This is a genomic window from Heyndrickxia sp. FW510-T9 (assembly GCF_058781025.1).
Genome location: NZ_JBYSWK010000011.1, coordinates 60,441 through 81,548 on the forward strand (window position 1 = coordinate 60,441; position 21,108 = coordinate 81,548).

Here is a 21,108-nt window from a genome sequence, read left to right on the forward strand (position 1 = left end):
CTATTTACCAATGATTTCTTTCATGATTTGAACGAAACGATCAATATCCGTTTTCGTATGGACCTCCGTAACACAATACAGTGCACTCTGCCCAAGCTCCGGAAATTCTTCAGATAAATCTTTTCCGCCAAATATTTTTTGTTCCAGAAGCCGTTGATTGATTTCCTCGACTGTCATACCAGTTTGATTAAAGTCGACAACAAATTCCTTAAAATAGGAAGATTGCAGACGTGAACCTGTTACCCCTTTAATTTTGTTTAATTGTTCCACTGCATACTGGCTATTTTGCATGATGGCTTGACCTACCTCATACATCCCATTCGGCCCCATTAGGGATAAATATACTCCTGCCGTGATTCCCCATAGCGCAGTTTGTGTCCCAACGGATTCTTTTCCTTTCTCACGAAGGGCAAAAGATGTACGTTCGTAAGCCACGTCCCCAAATCCGTATTCTGTTTCCTTTATCGTAGGAACAATTCCAAAGAGGCGGGATGGATATTCCGCAACAAATACTGGATCATCATTTGTTGCGATGAATCCTGCTTGGCCACCACTGAAATTCATATGCATACCGAGTGGCTGCAAATCTCCGCATACAATATCTGCACCGTAGTGACTAGGGGGAGCTAAAACACCTAGTGAAATTGGATCCACTCCAACGACCATCAATGTTCCATTTTCCTTCAATAGTTTGGAAATGTCTGCACCCTGTGTCTCAATAAATCCTAGATAGGATGGATTTTCAAAATAAAATGCCGCTACCTCATCATTTAATTGTGATTTCAAGTCTTCTAAATTTAACAATCCGGAATCCAATTGGAAATCGACAAACTCAAAATCCAAATCGGGTGTTCCATAATTCATGATGATTTTTTGTCTTTCAGGTGCTACTGTTTTGGCTAATAGCACTTTTTTCCGCTTCGTAATTCGCGCAGCCATTCGAATGGATGTGGCAGCTGCCTGCCCCCAATCAAACGTTGGAACATTGACTACATCCATATCAACTAATTCCGCTACTAAACTTTGATACTCAAAAAGGGCTTGGAAACGACCATGATCTTCATAAGGTTCCCCTGCGTAAGCCGTTAAAAATTCTGAACGCTGATTCACCTCATCACAAACAGCTGGAATAAAATGCTGCCAGCATCCCGCACCTAGGAAATTCAAGTATTCCTTTGAACTAATATTTTGGCTAAGGGTTTCTTCTATATGCCGACGCAATTCATATTCTGTAAGTGCCTTGGGCAGCTTCATTTTCTCCTTTAAATGGAGCTCCTCTGGAATGCATTCATATAATTCCATGACAGAATTTACGCCAATATCTTTTAACATTGTTTGCTGCACTTCTGGTACTGTATTTGGAATATATGGGTGTACTTTAGGTGACATATACTTTACCTCCTTGGAATAATAGAAACTACAAAAATATTTATCTGGACCTATACCTATGCTAACCCGCCGCCGTCTACCACTAACTCTGTACCGGTTACCCAAGAAGCTAAATCGCTGGCAAGAAATAATACTCCATTCGCTATGTCTCTAGGGGTTCCAAGTCTTGCTAAAGGTCGGTCGACCGCTGAGGATACTAAAAATGCATCCTCTACTAGATTTAATTGTTTCGCTTCATCACGTAATAAAGGTGTATCTGTATCACCAGGGCAAATACAATTGACACGTATATTTTGCGGTCCATGGTCAATAGCCATTGCTTTTGTTAAGTTCACAACCCCGGCTTTTGCGGCACAATAAGCTGCTGCTTGGTCCCCGCCTTTTAGTCCCCAACCGGATCCTGTATTGATAATACTTCCGCCACCAGTATTCGCCATTAAGGGAATTAAATATTTTGATAGAAGATAAACACCTTTAAGGGAAACATCTAATACGATATCCCAATCATGTTCCTCTAGTTCCACTACATTTTTCCGTCTAATAACACCTGCATTGTTGAAAAGGACATGAAGTTTTCCATACTCTTTTTTTATATGCTGTTGAACCTTCTGACAATCAGCTGCACTTGTTACATCACAGTTTATAAATTCAGCTGTAAAGCCTTGTTCAACAAGATTACTTGCGGCTTTTTGCCCATTTTCTTCTTGGATATCGAGTAATATGACTCTTCCCCCAACCTCTGCTAATAGGCTGGCTGTAGCAAGACCTATCCCTGATGCTGCACCCGTTACTACGCAAACTTTGTCTTTTACCTGAAAATAATCACGAATCATTTATTCCGCCCCTTCCTTCTTCTCATTTATTAATTGCCCTGCTAACAAAAATACACTAGACGTCCATGTAAATGCTGGATCTCTAAGGCCCTCACCAGTAATAGCATTGAAGTTTTCCGACATTCCCGACTGATTTGCCATCCTACAGAAGTTTTCGGCTGTTTTTCTGGCTAAGCCTTCCTCACCGCAGGCCATTAATCCATCGATTAAAAGCATTGTGGACGGTGCCCAAATAGGACCTCGCCAGTATCCATCATCCTTATAATGTTTACTATCTATGCATTCAGTAGCAAAGCCAAACTCCGTCTGGAATGTTGAATTATTTATTAATCCATCTATCAGGTTCTTTCTTTGCTCCTCCGTAAAACGATCTCCCAATATAATAGGTATATAGAGTAATAAGCTATTCGATTCTATTGGCTCATGGGAATGTGAAAGACATGCCCTGAATTCCTTACCAGTCCAGAAATGATCCATCATTTTATAAAACATTTCATCCGCACGTCGTTTCCATTCATCTGCTTCTTTTGTTTTTCCAAGTTGCTCAGCCACCTTGGCCAATACATCCATTTGAATGATTAAAAATGCCGACAAGTCAGGAGTTTCCACTGGAATTCCTGTTGAGAAAACCGTACTATTATCCCAACCGCTATCATTTCCATGATTATATTGGGGAACTCCATCCATATCGTCATCACGATAAGAGAACCACCAATTGGTCCAACGTACGAGCGGCATATACACTTCTTCTAATTTTTCTTGATCAATGAAACGGGAATGTCTCATCATCCACCTTAATGTCCAGCCATGGATAGGAGGCTTGCAGCAATTCCATAATCCCCACTTATTATTTAGAAAATCAGGTAATGCCCCACTTTCATCCTGCTGATCAAAAAAGATGCAAAATTGATCCCATGCAAGTTCAGGTTGATGCTCTATCAATGCCATTGCATTAAAGCAATGATCCCAGCTCCAAATATTAGTCATCCAGTTCTTCGACATATACATAGCTGGTCTTGTTAATAAGCCATCAGGATTGACGACACATGACCAAGTAATATAAGAGGCCCACTCAAAGCCATTATTATATTCAACTGGAACCTTTAATGTTTTTTGTTTCCACTTTTTAAACTCTGATTCTACTTGTGCGACATTTTCTGAAAAGGGAGACTTAAGGTTTTTCTCCGGTTCGTAAACAAGCTTATATTCGGAAATTGCGAAATCGAAATTACCACTAGATTCATTCGCTTCGCAATGCACGGTAATATATTTGCTTTTATCTACCTCAAACGGTGCATCCACCCTTAACGTCCCGTCTAAAGGAATCAGTCGGAACCGTCTTTCTTGTAAAAAGCTATTAATCTCCCATGTATGATCAGGAAAAGGTAATGCATAATCATATGCACCTACATTCCCTGTTAATTTGACAGTCACATTGGCTCCCTTGATTCGAATCGAGGTATCCGAACTAAAACAGCATTCCACCGTACATTCTTTATCTTCCGGTGAATACAGTTTTAATACGTGTGGTGCCCATTCCATTTCAATATCAAGCATTTTATCATCACGATAAAGCTCGATTTTAAATAAGGCATGATCTTTTTCATCGCCACCGCGGATATGACGAATATATAATGAAGGCTGTTGTTTCCCCCTGTTATGAATAGGGGATATAACTAGGTAAGATCCAAAGCGGCTGAACGGAATCTTCATTTGTTCAATCTTCATCCTGATTGCCTCCTTTTTATGGTTTCATTATTTTAATCCTGTAGACTGTACACCTTCGACAATCTTCTTTTGCGCTAAGAAGAACAACACAAGCGGGACAATACTAATTAAGAAGGTAACAGCCATTACCCCATTAGTATCCACATCATGAACACCCTTAAATTGGGACAAACCAAGTGTTAATGTATATTTGCTTTGATCGTTCAAGAAAATTAATGGACCTAAGTAGTCATTCCAGCTTCCTAGTATATTAAATACTGCTATTAAAACAATGACAGGCCAAACTAATGGCAGATAGATCTTATAATAAATTTGAAAAGAATTCGCACCATCCATTCTTGCAGCCTCATCTAATTCCTTTGGAATCGACATAATGAATTGTCGTAATAAGAAGATATAAAAGGCTGAACCGAACCATGATGGTACAATCAATGCCTTTAATGTATTAATCCACCCAAACATATTGAATTCCATGTATTGCGGAATCATTGTTACATCCCATGGGATCATCATGGTCGCTAAAAGAACGACAAATAAAAAATCTCTTCCTTTGAAATTAAAACGCGCGAACCCATAGGCTACGAGGGTTGATGAAAAGACCTGTCCAATCGTCGTTAGTACGGTAACAATCACACTATTTAGTAAGAAAAGATTAAATGGCTGGCTATTCCACGCCTTTGCAAAGTTTTCAAAATGCCAATGCGTAGGCAGTAGTTTAGGCGGAAATTGATACAGTTCGTCGGGTGCTTTTAATGCAGTGGTAATCATCCAAAAAAATGGAGCAAGAAATAAAATAGATAGTACAATCAATAATCCATAAGTAAAACCCTTTTGTATTCTGTTTTGTGCATTCACAGATGACACCCCTTCCTATTTATTCTCTTTTACTTCATTTTCGTAGTACACCCACATACTGGATGATTTAAACACAAGCATTGTCAGCCCCAATACAATAAGGAACATGATCCACGCATTTGCGGAGGAGTATCCCATTTTAAAATATTTAAAGGCATTTTCGTATACATACATTGCATAAAAGTAGGTAGACTGAAGTGGTCCTCCGCCTGTTAATACCAATGCTAGAGTCAGTTGTTGAAATGCACCGATAATGGTCATAATTAAGTTAAATAAAATGGTGGGGGTTAGCAGAGGCACTGTAATTTTAAAGAATTGGTGAATCCTTCCTGCCCCATCAATTTTTGCGGCTTCATATAACTCTTGAGGAATGTTTTTTAACCCCGCTAAAAAGATAAGCATCATGGTACCTTGTCCCCATAAACTGGCTATAACCATTGCTACCAATGCCGAGCTTGTGTTATTTAGCCAATCCGGTCCAGTAATTCCAATTAAAGATAAAAGATAGTTAAGTATTCCGTATTGACCGTCGTAAACCGATCCCCAGATCATGGCAAGTGCTACTCCGGAGATGACAGATGGAACGTAGAAGAATGTTCGAAACAATGAACTACCCTTTACTTTTTGATTTAATAATATGGCTAACAATAATGCGAGAATAATATTTAAAGGAACAAAGAAAATAGCAAATTTCACTGTGACCCATAAGGAGTGCCAAAATAAGGGATCATCTGTAAACATCGTGATATAATTTGATAACCCAATGAATTTTTTCTCGCCAACAATCGGCCAATCATAGAAACTAACGATAAGGGAAAAAATGAGCGGTCCTAATGTAAAGACTAAGAATCCGATAATCCACGGTGAAATAAATATATATGGTGTCAGCTTCCCCTTTTTTTTCTTCCTTTTTACCTTTAGGGGGATATATCCTTCTCCAACACTTAAATTGGCTTTCATTGATCATTTCCTCCTGTTGTAAAGACTCCGCATCTTGATAAATGCAGAGTCTTTATACATTTTTTACTTGGCTGTTTTCGCAAAGATTGTTGCTTTTCGTATAAGTATATAATCCTTGAAACGGATAGGATTCGCGCTCTTTTCTACATTTCGTTTTTCATTTGGTAGCAGAAAATCACCGTAAAAATCCTACTGCCGATTTTTACTCATATTTAAATAGCACAAAAGTTTAAGAAAAGAGCCTTTTACTTAGATAAATATTTCTCCGATTCATTCACTGCTTTATCTAATAATGGTTTTCCATTTTGTCCAAGCATAATGGCATTAACCGCTGCAGATAAGTTACGATTTACCTCGTTCCAATTTTTGTTTAATAAAAATGCTGGTGTATCTGTAGCATTTTCCAACATTGTATAGAACGGTTTATATAATGGATCATCTTGAACCTTTGTTTCTTCTACTACACTTTTTCTTACCGGAAGGTCCGCTGTTCTCATCTTGATTGCCTTTTCAGAGGAAAAGAATTTCACAAACTTCCATGCCAGATCCTTATTTTTGGAATCCTTTGCAATGGAAATGGAGGAGGAACTAATCACCCCTTTAATAGGCTTAGAACCGAAAGCAGGCATTTCAACTGTTCCAAAATCAGCCTTTGCTTCTTTAAAGCCTTCAAGCGGCCAAATACCACTTATAACCATTCCTAATTTATTTGCTTTAAAAATATCACTCGCACTTTGTTGATTTTTCCCTCCTGTTAAGACAGCAACACCGTCTTTAACCATGTCACCATACATTTGAAGTGCTTCTACCGTCTCCGGACTATTCATTACACCTTTAATTTTCTTTCCATCCGCACTAATAAAGCTGCCTCCATTACTCCAAACTAAGCTTTGTAAATCATACGTATCCGGCTCTGATGTAACAGCAAAACCGTATTGTTTTTTACTTTTATCCGTTAATTTTTTTGCAATATCTTTAAATTCATCCCATGTCCAGCCAGTTTGTGGATAAGAGATATGGTATTGATCAAATAATTTTTTATTGTAATACACAACCATCGTTGAAAATCCAGCAGGCATTCCATAAAGTTTTCCGTCTACTTTCGAGTAGTTAAACAATCCATCATAGAAATCATCCATTTTAAGATCTGCATCTTTTTCTACATAGGAATCTAATGGTTCTAATGACTGATGGTAGGTAGTAAAATCCCACATATACATAACATCTGGAGGATTTTTTGCGCCAAACGAAGCGGCAATTTTTTGGTCAAATCCATCACCATATGCCTCCACTTGAACCTTTACATCTTTGTTTTCCTTTTCAAATTCTTTCGCTATATCTTGTTGAATTTTTAATGTTTCTCCCGTATCCCAGGTTGCAAAACGAAGGACCTTCTTCCCGTCTTTTTCCCCATCCCCAGAAGAATTTGAGCTACATGCAGTCATCAAAAGGATAACAACTGTAACCAACATCGTTAACCACCATTTTCGTTTCTTCACTCGGACCCCTCTTCCCTTCTCTATTTAAGATAAAAAAAAATTTAACCGCTTTCATTTTATCGTGTGTGAAAGCGGTTAGAAACTTCTATTTGTTTTGAATTGTTAGTATTTTTTAATTTAATTTATCTTTAGGAGTTATTTTGTACTGTTTTATTCGTCTTTTTGTTCGATTCTATAATTGGTAGGAGTCAATCCTACACATCGTTTAAACCATTTGCTAAAATACTTGGAATCTTGTATTCCAATTTGTTCTCCAACCTCCTGAACATTAAGGGTAGATCCCATTAACAGCTGTTTTGAAAGTTGAAGACGTTTTTTATCAATAAAGGAATGAATGCTAATACCCATTGTTTTCTTAAAAAGCGTGCTTAAGTGGCTTCTGCTCATTTTAACAGCGGAGGCAATGTCAGAAACCGTCATGGGATAAGATAAATTTCTTACGATATACTCGACTGCCAACAAAATTCCCGTTGGATAATCGGTTAATGGATCAGTTTGGTTTTGTATATGATGCATGGCCGTAACAATTTTCATCCAATCCTGTTTTCCTTGAAGCGGTCCAGCCTGAATCCAGTTCAAGTTGGTCTTTTCTACCCGTGCTTCTGTTAAGTTTGTCAGAAACTCCTTATGGCAGGTATCCTCAATAAAGAAAAAAATGGCTTGCCGTCCAAAATGCAAAGTTACAGACTGGGGTGAATGATTGAAAATAGTTCCGCATGATTCAGGAGGATTTTGAATAAAGAAGACATGATAAGAATCATTCATCCAACTCCAACCTTTTCGAAAAAGAATATTCAATGTCTGCTCAAAATCATTTTCATACCCGTTAAGCCACAGTAAAAAAGATTCCTGAATAACGATTGAATCATTATCCATATTTCCCTTCTTGTTTCTAATCTCCTGTTGAAATTCAGAAAGAAAGTGGTCGATTTCTTGGTCATCAAAATCGGTTTTTAGTAAATAGCCGGAAGCCCCAAGTTTTAGTCCCTCTTGTGCATATTCAAAATCTTTATGGCAGCTAAGCAACAAAATTTTGGATTCAGGGGAATGGGCTTTCACTTTTTTTGAAAGCTCGAGTCCATTTTCCTCCGGCATGACAATATCCGTGATCACAATATCTGGATGGTGGGTTATAAATTCTTCCCATCCTCTTTTCCCATTTGGAGCATCCGCGACCACAACCATCCCATACTTCTCCCAATCTATCGTTGCTTTTAATCCCCTTCGAACAATCGTATCATCATCCACTAGGAGCACTTTAATCGGTTCCATTTGCATCCGTCTCCACCCACCTTTTTGGCCAAGTAATAGAAATCATTGTACCTTCATTAGCAACTGAATCTGTCTGAATAATATACTCCTTGCCATAATGAACCGTAAATTTTTGTTTTATATTGGATAAACCTATCCCACCGCGCCCGACCTTCGAGCTTCTAGAGAAAAGTGTTTGAAGGTTTTCTTGTGATATTCCTTTTCCATTGTCCTTTAAAATGAAGTGGAAGTAGTCATTCAGTATATTAATCTCCAATTCTATCTCACCTTTACCGTCCTCAAAAGCATGAAAAAAAATATTTTCAAGCATAGGTTGGAAGGTCATTCTCGGAATCAATCCGTATTTCAACTTTTCATCCATCCGTAATGTAAATGTGAAGTTGGGACCATACCTTAATTCTTGTATGGCTAAAAAATGTTGGATGGATTCCAGCTCCTCTTCTAAAGAAATTAATTCTATATTGAAATTCAGGTTGCCCTCTAATACTTTCGATAAATGCCTTAGCATAGATCCGATTTCCACATTGCCATCAAGTCGTGCTTTCCACTGAATGGTATTCAATGTGTTAAACAATAGATGGGGGTTAATTTGGTAATGAATCGCCCTCATCTCTGCCTCACGCTTCGCCGTCTCCTTTTCCCTTACCTCTTCCATTAATTGCTTTATTTTATCCACCATCCGGTTAAAATGTAACCCAAGCTTTCCAATTTCATCCTTCATGTGAAAATGCAATTTTGTATCAAATATTCCTTTGCTAACCTCATCAATGGCAAATTTTAATTTCAATATTCTTCTAGTAAAATGATTAGAGAATATATAGGATAGGAGAAGCGCCAGCACAAGAGAAATGCAAATTCCAATAGAGACTATTTTAAAGATAATATTGGATGATCGGTAAAACTCCTCCCGCGGAATCCTGATTTCTATTGTCCAATTATTCGTTTGTGTCTGTTCAGTATAGACAATATCATCTTTATCGTTTTCTCTATTATTATTAGTAGAATAAATGAAACCTCCAGCTTCATTACGTATAAAAATGGTTGAATGGAAACGATTCTCTAATACTTTCATTAATTCAAATAAATCATCTACATTCGTTTCGATTAATAGATAACTATTATTTAAAACACCAAACGAAGATTTAAGTGGTACGATTAAACTAAGTATATGCTTAGGATTATCCATTTCATAATGCGGGGAATCAGATATCCCTATTTCCGAATTTCCACTCTTGATAGCACGCTTCCATAATTCTTCCCTTTTAAATTTATCTATTTCAAGATCATTATGGCCGTAAAAATAACCAGATGGTGTAATAATATATATCCCGCGAATATTAGACTTTTTATGGGCCTCAAGCATTCTTTCCAGATTATTTGCTGCCTTAAAATCAGAATAGGTCTTAGGTATTTGATGCTTTAAATCAATAGAAGTACTGTCCGACACATATTGTTTTATCGCAGCAGCCCCATAGTACATATCCTCCAATGTTTGATCAAGCTGTGTTTCAATTTTTTCGCCTGCAAATTCATTATAATCTGATAATTTACCATTCACCACATTTGCTGATTGCTTGTAAGCAATAACTCCTAGTGTCAATAGTGGAATCAATGCTACCAACAAGAACATAATAAATAATCTTTTTTGCGTACTAAGGCTATTTGTAAACATTTATGGTTCATCCCTCGTCTGTAAAATGTTGCTATATAAAAGGAAATACATGAATATTTGAAATACTAAAGGCAGGAATCCTTCACCGAAGACAAGGCTCCCTGTCCCTTTGTCTCTATCCGTTTCGACAAATTTAGAGATGTCCCTGCGACAATACTTTTTGATCAGCTGGAGAAAGATTCACCACAACCTTTTTATCTGTCCCATCAAGGTCAAAATGAGCGATCGATGTTAACACCCGCTCCCTAGATTCCTTAACAGAGGCAGCAGGCAACCCTACAATTACCATTGATTCCGTATCATATGTAATGCCTCTACCTGCAAACGGTACCCTTCTAAACTCTTAAAGCCAATAATGGTACCATAAACAGTCATAGTAAACCTCCAATTATTGAGTTATTATACATATTGGGATTTTGAATATCTAAAAAATTCGTAGAATAAATCTAGAAGAAATATAGGGGATATTTAGTCAAAAAGAAATGTAAAGGGATACATCTACATTTCCATTTCTACAAAAAAACTTAAAGTCCTTCAAAATAACAAAAAAAATATAACTTTTCTTGTCATTATTCACCCATCATCGGTAAATTTTGAGGTTTAGCCTTGAAAAACTACCATCCTTTTACAACCTTCAATAAAAGTTATCGTGGTCAAGATTGACAAAACAAACTTCTTATTTGGAGCGTCACTGTGACCGTACCTTCGAAAAACAAAATCAATATTTGAAATTTTTATTAATCTGGGTATACTATATAAACATAAAATAAACCAAGGAGGGACAAATCCTTGGTCAATACTTGTAACTACTGGTCTGCAAAGGCAGTATGTTTAGGTAAAATTATTAATGAGAAGAACTATCTTTACGGGTGGTTTCTCTGCGGCTGAAAGACTTTGTTGCTGACCAGACCCTAAAGGACCTCTTAATGGTTCCCCAAGTGTACTACTTTTATTGGCCAAGCTTCAAAAGCCTTCTATTTACTGACGTTTCTTTTTCTGTACCTCTTCACCTGTGAATGGATCAATATATTCCATCATAGTCAATTGTGGTAGGGATAAATGAAGCCAGTTTAATCGCTTAAAAATGCACTGTTCTCATTAAAATCTGTTATAAAACATTCCCGTGAAACCAGATTTTTAAAGGCGTGACGGGCACCCTAACTTAATACCAAACTGTTAACTTCCTACACTAAATGATATTTTGTTTCTTTCGAAAATCCCCAGACAACCCAGAGGATTTGATAAACAGGGGTTAAGAAAATATCAAATAATACGTAGGCTCCACTTTTGCCATAAGCATTCAATAATTTAACTTGCCAAATAATTGCAAAAATAAAATTAGCTACTGGCACCAAATACATTAGTATCCACCAACCGCTTTTTTTAATCAATAGCAATTGTTGAACAACATTTAATATTGGAATCCATGCCATCCAAGCGATATCGTTGCGGCCAGCAATTTTAGCCAAATTCATAAATGCGATCCCATTAACAACGTAACAAGCTACTCCAAAAATCAAATAAAATGCAATAATAGAATTTTCCATACAAACTCCCCTTATTTAATACTCTAATTTTTAAAATTAACCATTTAATAAATCAATAAATAATTGCTATGAAAAATCAGTCGTCTCATTACATGGTGCAATAATCATTATTTCCCCGTTTACATGTTTCTCTATGTTGATATTAATAGCACCGATTATTATTAGTAGCGCTGTAGGAATAAGATTCAAGACAACTCCAATAATCCCTAAAACTAATCCGGCAACTGATAATCCATTTCCTCATGTTTCTGCATAATAATGGTTTGTGGATTATCGTTACTTTTAGTTCCCTCTCCTTTCAATTAAGAATCTTTCTATTTTTAGGAATTATCTATATTATTAATCTAAAATTATTACGAAATTGTGTCAACAACTTTCGCTAAAATTCTACATAAATCTTCATTTAGAATTTTATAGTTCTAATGCTGGTATGTGTTGGTTACTTTCAGTGGTAGTGTGGATAATTATTATAGTTTTTGGTATTAGTGGGTAATTTATTTCTCTTTTATTTAGTTAATAAGCTAATTCAGATACTATTTTTATTCCTTAAACATAATAGCATTTAAATATTTATTCATATTAGTCGATATATATTATGTACGTTCTCGTGTGACAACGGCAAACTAAGAGAAATCTTAGGACGCAAAACTATAGGGGCTACGGTGCAGAGAACACTATGCCAGCCAGTTACCGAATGTGGAGGTGCATACAAATGGTCGGAATACTAATTTTCTTTATGTCAGTAGCCGGAATAATTGGTATTTTTAGCCTAATTAACATCTCTCTTGTAAAAAGAGAAAGTTATGCGGCTGAGGAACATTTTCAGTTCATTTCTGATCAGACGATGGAAAGGAGTGCTAGCTAGCGCTCTTTTTCTATGTAGTAGAGTTTTTACTGTTTCTATTACTTCAAGGAAAGAAATTGGTGTCATGGCTATTAATTTCTAAATAGATCTATTTCTTTACATCAATGCTGCGATAATGAAGTAGTATTTTCATGGTAGGTATTTTTCTAAGAGGATTTTTGTATTTTTTCAAAAATGTCTTGCACAATGTTCACTATCCCATCTATTTCATTATCTGATATATAATTAATAGAAAAGTCATTTGTTCCTCCCGTTATATAATATTTTCCCCCTCCATATAAGGATCGCACAAATACATCTTTAGGATAGTTTTTACTAATGATACTCCCTGGGATCATTAACATATTCATCATCATATTGATTTTCCTTCCATGATAAGATAACCTAATTCAAAAAAATTAAAGGTAAAATTATAATTTACTCAACCTCTTTGTATACAACACCTGGTAAAAACGAAACCATTCAATCGTTCATTCCTTCTCTTCCTTTTTCACTAAAGGAATAAGCTTTGTTGATAATTCCTGTATTAATTCGATAACAGATATCTCTGATTGATTATTTCCTTTTTGAAAGCCATAATCTAAAATTTCCTTCAATTGATTTTCATCTATTTTCCCGTTCATATTCTTCCTCCGTAAGTATAGAGATATTTTTCAATCCATCAAAATAAATGATTATTTACGAATTCTGTGGAAAATGATTTCTAATTTCCATTTTATCTTCCATATATTTTTTCCTCCTATTGGAAAAAACGTTGATTTAAGCTGTCTTGCTAAAAGGCTAATAAAAAAAGGATTCAGAAAAAGAATCCTACGTTTTTATGTGTAATCTAATTTCTCATTGAGATCTATGGATAACAGTTCAAGCACGATTCTAACTAACATGACGAGAACACTTCAAAACCAACTACCGTTTAAAAAAATTGCTATATCCATTCCCCTCTTAAAATACAAATTTTATAGCTACACTTCAAAATTATTGTGTATAAAAGGTTAATGGTGTATCGAAATTCTGAAAAACTATGCATATGGATATAGCATCTTCGTTTCTACTAATTGCTTATATTTTTCATAAGCACAAACAACAGAATTATTTAGTAAATTAAGGATGTAAACGTGACCATAAATTATATCAAAACATAATTCTACATAGAAAATGGTTTTGGTTTTTCATTCCTTAACCCAAAATGGTATAGTATTGTTTCAACAATCCTTTGAGATGCTAGTCCATCTCCATATGGATTACTAGATTTTGACATTAAATCATATTTATCTTTATCATTTAATAATTCGCTTGCTAATTGATAAATGGTCTCTTCTTCTGTTCCAGCAAGTTTTAGTGTCCCTGCCTCCACTCCTTCTGGTCTTTCAGTAGTATCCCGTAAAACTAGTACAGGAACACCTAATGAAGGAGCTTCCTCTTGTACACCACCTGAATCTGTCAAAATTAAATAAGCCTTAGACGCGAAATTATGGAAATCAATAACATCTAATGGCTCAATTAAATGAACTCTAGGATTATTACCCAAAATTTCATTTGCCACTTCTCTAACTGCTGGGTTTAAATGTACAGGGTAGATAACTTGAATGTCATCATGTTCTGCTAATAATCTATTAATAGCTTTAAACATATTTCTCATTGGATGTCCCAAGTTCTCTCGGCGATGAGCTGTTAGTAGAATCAAACGATCATTTCCAATTCTATCGAGAATATCATGCTGGTAAGATTCTTTAATTGTGGTTTTTAATGCATCAATAGCAGTATTCCCTGTAACAAATATTGTTCCAGCTTTTTTATTTTCACGTAACAAATTTTGTTGTGACTGTTGAGTAGGAGTAAAATGTAAATCTGCTATGGCACCTGTTAATTGCCGATTCATTTCCTCAGGAAAAGGAGAATACTTATTCCAAGTTCTCAATCCCGCTTCTACATGACCTACTTTAATTTGATTATAATAAGAAGAAAGACTTGCGACAAACGTAGTACTTGTATCACCATGTACTAATACTATATCTGGTTTTACCTTCTTCATAATATCATCTAGACCTTCTAAGGCACTTATAGTAATTTCTGTTAATGTTTGTTTGTCTTTCATGATATCTAAGTCATAATTAGGCTTTATATTAAAAATATCTAGTACTTGATCAAGCATTTGTCTATGTTGAGCCGTTACGGTTACTATAGATTCAATTTGATCAGTATATTTTTGAAGTTCTAACACTAATGGTGACATTTTTATTGCCTCTGGTCTTGTTCCAAAAACGGTCATAACTTTTATTTTTTTATTTTTCATCTTTTTAACTCCTTATATAAAATTATTTGTTGTAACTTTATTGATTAATATATTAACTATCCAGATAAGTAGTTGTCTGATCCCAAAAGTCCGAGACTCTTTGAGATGATAAAAAGAGGAATCAGGTAATTGTAGTCCTGATTCCATAAGAGAAATCTAATTTGATATACTCTACTTTAAGGATGCTTGATATCTAAAATTAAATGTCATTAGAGAATAATAGCAAACACTTTTAAAATGACAATTTTATATAGTATCGCCTAATCGCTTCTATGCTATAAATGATTTTTGGTAAGTCTTCATAAATTATAGAAAAATATCTTTAAAATAATAAAGTATTCATTAGTACCCTATTTTACATAAACTACGTGTATGGTTTCCAATATTTTCTAACAGTCCCATTTACCTATTTATTATTTAATTTTCTATATTTCCTTTTAATTAGGCTTAGTATGTAATCTAATTCTTTACACTTTGTATAGTATAAAACTACCCAGTAAATAATTAAGCCCAGTACACAAGATGACATAAATCTTAACAGGGGAATAAAACTAGATGTATACATATAAAAAAAGTTCTGTACTAGTATCATGATAATTGCCGACAATAATAATTTAATAAAAGTTGGATAAAGATCTGAGACTGATATAAACCGTATCTTCTTTTTTATACTTTTAATCATAAGTATTGCACTAATAAATGCAGAGATTGCTGATCCAAGTGCTAATCCTCCAATCCCCATGAAACGTATCAACACAACGCTTGAAATAATATTTATTACAACCGCTAAAATACCATTATACATAGGAGTCTTGGTATCCCCTAAAGCATAAAATCCTCTAATTGTGATTTCTCGAATAGCTATAAATGTATAACCTACGGCATAATATTTTAATGCCATAGCTGTTAAATTCGTTGCTCCTTCATTAAAATTACCTCTCTCAAATACAAATGAAACTATATCTTTTGAACTTATTATTGTTATTATAGATATTGGTGTAATAATGATTAATAAAATAATAAGGTTTTTTAAAATGTTCTCACCAAATAATGCATAGTTTTTACTTGATACATGTTCCGTAAGGGCTGGATATAAAACAGTGGATAATGATACTATAAAAACTGAAGTTACAATAGAATTAAGAGAATTAGAATAAGATAATGCCGAAACAGCTCCTTCTTTTAAGCTGGATGCTAGAAATCTATCTACTATAGAATTTATCTGAACTATACTATTACCAAGTAATATTGGCAGTGCGATTACAATCATTTTTTTTATATCGTGATTAATTTTCCCATTAAATGATAGTTGTGCTTTTTTCTTTGCAAATGAAAATAATATTAATACCTGAACTACCAAACCAGCAACAACTGTCCATGATAGAAGTTCAACACTTTGACCCTTTCCAAATAATAAAGTTACAATAATTACAATCATACTTTGAATTACACCAGATATTTGTGCACCGTAAAAAAACTTTTTTGAATTTAAAACCGCCGTTAACATATATTGAGCCATTGTTAGTACAAAGGATCCCATAGTTATACGAGATAGTTTTATTGCTAATTCAACAGTAGCCTTATCAAATCCAGGGGCAAATACCGGAACAAAATAAGGTAATAGAAAAAAAGCCATTATGCTTAATACGAGTGAAATCATTAATGCGATAGTCAAAGCACGTGATGCAAAAATGTCGCCTTCTTTTTCCCCCTTTTTAACAGTCTTACTAACATATAATGAAATAAATGCTGTCGATAAACTGCTACAAACTGCGGGAAAAATCATTCCAGGCATATTTTGCGCGAAAAAATAAGCATCAGTTGATGCACTCGCTCCATAATATGCAGCAATAATAGCTTCTCTTAAAAAGCCAATAACTTTTGAGAGAATTGCAATTAAAGATACTAAAAGTGTCGCCTTAATTACGCTTTTACTTTTCACTTTTTACACTTTTTCCCTTCACTAATTTTAAGAAAGCAATACATTCAAGAGTATTACTGGAAAAATACTCATTACCTTTTAAAGACTCTTTAAAATATTGATACTTTCCATATAAACCACCAACTAGTAAAGGATCTGAATAATATTTTATTAATTTGGAAGCCTTCCTAATAATAATTCTTGACAATGTTTTTTTTCTTATAATATTAGAAATTTTTTTATATGTTGTATCATCTGCCGTTGATTCTATTACATTTAACCCAATAAAGTCTCTTATAAACTTTTTATTTTTCTTTAATTCTAACGGTACTTTTTTCATAAAATTTAAAAACTCTAAATCACATAAAGGTAATATCCATTCATAGCCAAAGTATTCGTAAACTCTTACTGAATTACAAATGAATTTAGATTGTCTCTCTATCATTTCGAAATTATGAAACTGGGCTTCCAACTGTCTATTATTAATATTTTCACAAGTAAAATTGGATGATATTTTCTCTTCTAATTTTGAGGATAAGTTCTTATTTTGGTAAAATTCCCTTTTAATAATCTTTTTAAATTCATTAAAACTAATAGACTCAATATTTAAGAAATCTTTCTGCAGTCTCCCTCCAACTATTGCACCCGCATGCCCAGGTAAAAAAACGCTATTTTTAGGTATAAGTTGTTTCTCGATAAGTTCTTTAACTGCTAAGATTTCTAAAATATGAGGTAAACTAGTAAAATTATTTGCAAATTCACGATACTCTATAAGCTCGGATGATCTTGAAAAATCTTTCCATTTCTTTTTGGAGTAGTCGATTCCTATCCATCTATAACCAAAGTATTCTGCTAGTTCTTTCGCTATTTTCCTTTCCTTACTACCATACTTTCCACAAGTGTAGCAAATTACATTTTTATATTCTACTAAATCCAACATCACCAATAATTCTCGAGAATCAACACCACCTGTTAATGGAACGACAGCCGTCCTACCATCTAGTGTAGTAACCATATTATTAGAAACAATTTTAAAAATATCCTCAAATTCCTCTCTTTGCTTTTTTAAGGATTCTTTTGAAACTAAATCAGTTGAATGTTTAAAATAGAACTGCTTAGTTAATTTGTTGTATTTTTTATTATAAATAACTATTTCTCCTGCCTGAACTTGTTTAATTTCTTTATAAAGTGTGCTACTCCCAGTCACGAAACGTTCAGTTATCTCGAATTCTTCTAATGAAACTACATCTAAATTTACCTTTTCTAAATTGTTAAATATATTCTCAGCAATATTACTAATTATTATTATCTTATCTTTAATAGAATAAAAAAGTGGTAAACTTCTCATACGGTCTACTGCAAATTGGACTTCGTCCCCTGTGTCAATAACAATAGAAAAAATACCATTTAGTAATGGGAGAATTTCATTCAGATGTTTTTCCTTTAACATTTTCTGTAATACTTTTATAGCACTTTCATTTCGATAAAGGAAATTATCTAATACAAAATATCCTCTAAAATTAATGTTTCCAATTTTAATCCAGGGATAGATTTTAGTTTTATTTGTTAATACCTTTGTCACTTTTTTTCCCCCAATAATTGAGATTAATAATATTTTTTACAACTCTTTTACTTTTAAAGAATAGTAATTCTAGTAGTTAGAGAACAACATCTCAATTCTTGACAATCGATATAAATTAACTATTTATTATGCGCTAAATTTAATTTCCTTCTTGGAAGATAGAATAGAACAATACAAACGGCTAAGAAGCCATGAGATAACATTACAGTAAAAAAAGATGAACTAATTAGATTTAAACTGGAAGTTATTATACTTGCAATAATAATACGTGAATCTAGCTCTGCAGTACAAGCGTCCAGGAAACGAAGTGCTGTAATTATTAAAAAAGGCATAATAATTACTCCAATTAATCCCATGTTATAAAATGCATCAGCAAATAATCCATTATTTGCTGAACTCCCATAATAATTATTTCCTATTATGTTAGGGATTCTAATATCATATGGGGAATTTAAACCTAGTTTTCCAACAAAACTTTGTCTGAAGTAATCAAATTGATTTTTAGAAAAAAAGTCATAATAAAAGTAATTTAATAATTGCGGTAAAAACATAAGTCTACGTATAAAAATACTCATCACATTTGTTGTTTCTAGGATACTCTTCTCCAATATAGCAATTATATTTATTAAAAATAATATCCATGCAAACCAAGATATCCTATTTTTTTTATAAATCACATAGCCTCCAAAAGCTAATATTAAAGAAAATAGGACTGATTTTGAACCATCCACAGAAAATATCAATAACTGAATAAAGCCTAACCAAAGTGCGATCATTCTTTTTTTTCTAGACAAAAAATAAACTATTATAGTTGGTAAAATAACCCTAGAAGTTGCATATATATATTTGAGAAGAATAAACATATTAAAATCCCTAGCTTCTTCTCTTAATTCGTATACATTGAATATATTTAAATTTATACGAAAATGTGTATATCTAAAAGAAATATAAAGAATAACTACTGAAAAAGTTATTAAAACTATATTAGTAATTAAATTACTTTCTTTAGGATTTACTTCCTTAAACTTAAAATACGGAATTACTTTTTGAAAAATAGTTAACATTATCCAATATAGAAGAAGTAATATTAAAAATTCCCCTTCCATTGGCTTAAATGCCATTAGTACAGTAGCTGGAATAAAAGCGATTAGATATAGAAGTGTTATTACAGCACTGGATGGTTTATTACTTTTATAATTCCTTTGGATAAACGGAATACTTATTATCAAAATAATCCACGTTAAAATATACCTTTTAGTACTATAATCAATAGTAAAACCACTATAGGCCCAACCAGGATTAACTTGATATATGTATATTAAATCAAGTGTAAATCTATAAAGTACAATTCCAACTAAAGACCATACAGAACTTGGCCGATATACTTTTGTATTACTAGTAAATGATCCTTTATCTTTCAATACAGATCCTCACTTCCAAAAATATTATATTGAATACAGTGAAACATTTTAACAAATTATACATAGAAAATCGAACAGAGAAACTTTTTAATTTCACTAAATACATTATAAATGTGTATTGATTTAGAAAATTAAGTATTTGGATATTCTTAAACAAGTTTGAAATAATATTATTTTATACCTTAATTAATATTCTCTTTATTAAGTTATTTAATTTTTGGCAATATGATTAGAAACCTTTTAGAATTAAGCACTTATAATAATCATCATTAGGTTTTTATATTCTTTATTTATTGCAGATATTATAGGAATTTTCTTTTTACTAGTATCATATATTAAATTATTCGCTTAAATGAATTTCTATTAACTTTTGGTGGATTCAACATTGAGTTCCCACTTTTAACCAAGTTCAAAATTTCACAATATGTTGCTTTAGCATATACTACTCTGCAATGAATATTTCCAACTTTTCTGTACAGATTTTTATCCTCTGGTAATTTTTTATATACCTTTTTAATATTTTTTCTATAGAGCTTAGCTTCCTTACCTTCAATCATTTCTCTTCTAGTTGTAACACCTTTATTATTAATTACTGTTGCTGTATATTTGTTAGATAAATATTCATTAAAATATGGGTATATATCTTTATAAATATATTCAATGCAATGTATCAAAGTCAATTTTATTGGATATTTTCCCATTCCTATCATAAGTACTTTACTCTCATCCTTCTGTGAAAAAATATAATATGGAGAATATTGATCAAAACCAAATTCACTATTTTTATGATATTTTGTTAAGTTATACGCCTCTTTTCCAAAAGCGCACACTGAAAAGTGTGAACATTCACTTCTTTTTACACCTTTTATTTTTCGAAACTCTTCTGAAAGGGCTCCTGCGTAAGAACTAGTATTTCTAACATCAAAATATTTTCTATCATCTCCGTAACTTGGCATCAAGAGAGTTCCGTCTTCACCAAGAAATTCAATAAATTTATTTATAAAACTTTTTGGGGTACCTGAAAAATTATAAAATTTCCTCCAAGATGCATGGAGCATTAATGTGTCACCTTTTTTTATCCCCATACTTTTTAATGTATTAAATAATTCCTCCTCCGATATTTTTCTTTTATAAAAAATTCTTTCAAGATGTGTTTTATGTCTATCTACAGCATCTGTTATTTTTTCGTTTTCCTTACACTTTAATACGAATCTTATAATTTTCCGAAGAAATTTCCTCATGTTATAACTTTCACTCCTAACATTGTTATG

At 33.4% G+C, this 21,108-nt stretch carries 18 protein-coding genes and 1 riboswitch; of the genes, 1 reads left to right on the forward strand and 17 read right to left on the reverse strand.

The window, feature by feature from the left end; all coding sequences use genetic code 11:
* From gcvPA to AC3WJF_RS08180, 10 genes are all read right to left on the reverse strand, one after another.
* Entirely contained in the window at positions 1-1,389 is a 1,389-nt protein-coding gene (gcvPA, locus tag AC3WJF_RS08135) for an aminomethyl-transferring glycine dehydrogenase subunit GcvPA (RefSeq protein ID WP_492451042.1), read from the reverse strand.
* A 56-nt stretch (positions 1,390-1,445) separates the two neighbouring features.
* Complete coding sequence (locus AC3WJF_RS08140; RefSeq protein ID WP_492451044.1) at positions 1,446-2,222, reverse strand: SDR family NAD(P)-dependent oxidoreductase; 777 nt, start codon at positions 2,220-2,222, stop codon at positions 1,446-1,448.
* Complete coding sequence (locus AC3WJF_RS08145) at positions 2,223-3,950, reverse strand: amylo-alpha-1,6-glucosidase (RefSeq protein ID WP_492451046.1); 1,728 nt, start codon at positions 3,948-3,950, stop codon at positions 2,223-2,225. It lies immediately after the preceding gene.
* 27 nt (positions 3,951-3,977) lie between these two features.
* On the reverse strand, positions 3,978-4,718 hold the full coding sequence (locus AC3WJF_RS08150; RefSeq protein ID WP_492451114.1) for a carbohydrate ABC transporter permease: 741 nt from the start codon (positions 4,716-4,718) through the stop codon (positions 3,978-3,980).
* 102 nt (positions 4,719-4,820) lie between these two features.
* A complete protein-coding gene (locus tag AC3WJF_RS08155; RefSeq protein ID WP_492451048.1) occupies positions 4,821-5,765 on the reverse strand; it encodes a carbohydrate ABC transporter permease in 945 nt (314 codons plus the stop codon).
* Between the two features lie 245 nt (positions 5,766-6,010).
* A complete protein-coding gene (locus AC3WJF_RS08160; protein ID WP_492451116.1) occupies positions 6,011-7,210 on the reverse strand; it encodes an ABC transporter substrate-binding protein in 1,200 nt (399 codons plus the stop codon).
* Positions 7,211-7,414: 204 nt separating this feature from the next.
* A complete protein-coding gene (locus AC3WJF_RS08165; RefSeq protein WP_492451049.1) occupies positions 7,415-8,536 on the reverse strand; it encodes a response regulator in 1,122 nt (373 codons plus the stop codon).
* Positions 8,523-10,208: a sensor histidine kinase gene (locus tag AC3WJF_RS08170; protein WP_492451051.1), complete on the reverse strand. Its 1,686-nt coding sequence runs from the start codon at positions 10,206-10,208 to the stop codon at positions 8,523-8,525. The genes AC3WJF_RS08165 and AC3WJF_RS08170 overlap by 14 nt, the downstream gene beginning before the upstream one ends.
* 133 nt (positions 10,209-10,341) lie before the next feature.
* Positions 10,342-10,497: a magnesium chelatase domain-containing protein gene (locus tag AC3WJF_RS08175; RefSeq protein WP_492451053.1), complete on the reverse strand. Its 156-nt coding sequence runs from the start codon at positions 10,495-10,497 to the stop codon at positions 10,342-10,344.
* An 895-nt stretch (positions 10,498-11,392) separates the two neighbouring features.
* Positions 11,393-11,755 (reverse strand): DUF5684 domain-containing protein, encoded by a 363-nt coding sequence (locus tag AC3WJF_RS08180; protein ID WP_492451054.1) that lies wholly within the window; start codon positions 11,753-11,755, stop codon positions 11,393-11,395.
* 607 nt (positions 11,756-12,362) lie between these two features.
* Positions 12,363-12,450, forward strand: a riboswitch (cyclic di-GMP riboswitch).
* Between the two features lie 17 nt (positions 12,451-12,467).
* Here AC3WJF_RS08180 and AC3WJF_RS08185 point away from each other — a divergent pair.
* Positions 12,468-12,620 (forward strand): hypothetical protein, encoded by a 153-nt coding sequence (locus AC3WJF_RS08185; RefSeq protein WP_492451056.1) that lies wholly within the window; start codon positions 12,468-12,470, stop codon positions 12,618-12,620.
* A 146-nt stretch (positions 12,621-12,766) separates the two neighbouring features.
* Here the strand turns inward: AC3WJF_RS08185 and AC3WJF_RS08190 are convergent, their stop codons facing one another.
* The 7 genes from AC3WJF_RS08190 to AC3WJF_RS08220 all read right to left on the reverse strand — a co-directional run bounded on the left by AC3WJF_RS08190 (position 12,767) and on the right by AC3WJF_RS08220 (position 21,078).
* Positions 12,767-12,976 (reverse strand): hypothetical protein, encoded by a 210-nt coding sequence (locus AC3WJF_RS08190; RefSeq protein ID WP_492451057.1) that lies wholly within the window; start codon positions 12,974-12,976, stop codon positions 12,767-12,769.
* Positions 12,977-13,090: 114 nt separating this feature from the next.
* Positions 13,091-13,243, reverse strand: coding sequence for a YwzD family small protein (locus tag AC3WJF_RS08195; RefSeq protein WP_492451059.1), 153 nt, complete (start codon positions 13,241-13,243; stop codon positions 13,091-13,093).
* 521 nt (positions 13,244-13,764) lie between these two features.
* A complete protein-coding gene (gene wecB / locus AC3WJF_RS08200) occupies positions 13,765-14,913 on the reverse strand; it encodes a non-hydrolyzing UDP-N-acetylglucosamine 2-epimerase (RefSeq protein WP_492451061.1) in 1,149 nt (382 codons plus the stop codon).
* A 406-nt stretch (positions 14,914-15,319) separates the two neighbouring features.
* On the reverse strand, positions 15,320-16,855 hold the full coding sequence (gene murJ, locus AC3WJF_RS08205) for a murein biosynthesis integral membrane protein MurJ (protein ID WP_492451062.1): 1,536 nt from the start codon (positions 16,853-16,855) through the stop codon (positions 15,320-15,322).
* Entirely contained in the window at positions 16,845-18,416 is a 1,572-nt protein-coding gene (locus AC3WJF_RS08210) for a hypothetical protein (RefSeq protein WP_492451064.1), read from the reverse strand. Before AC3WJF_RS08210 ends, murJ begins: the two co-directional genes overlap by 11 nt.
* Before the next feature lie 119 nt (positions 18,417-18,535).
* Entirely contained in the window at positions 18,536-19,837 is a 1,302-nt protein-coding gene (locus tag AC3WJF_RS08215; RefSeq protein WP_492451066.1) for a hypothetical protein, read from the reverse strand.
* 335 nt (positions 19,838-20,172) lie between these two features.
* Entirely contained in the window at positions 20,173-21,078 is a 906-nt protein-coding gene (locus AC3WJF_RS08220) for an AAC(3) family N-acetyltransferase (protein WP_492451067.1), read from the reverse strand.
* Between the last annotated feature and the right edge of the window lie 30 nt (positions 21,079-21,108).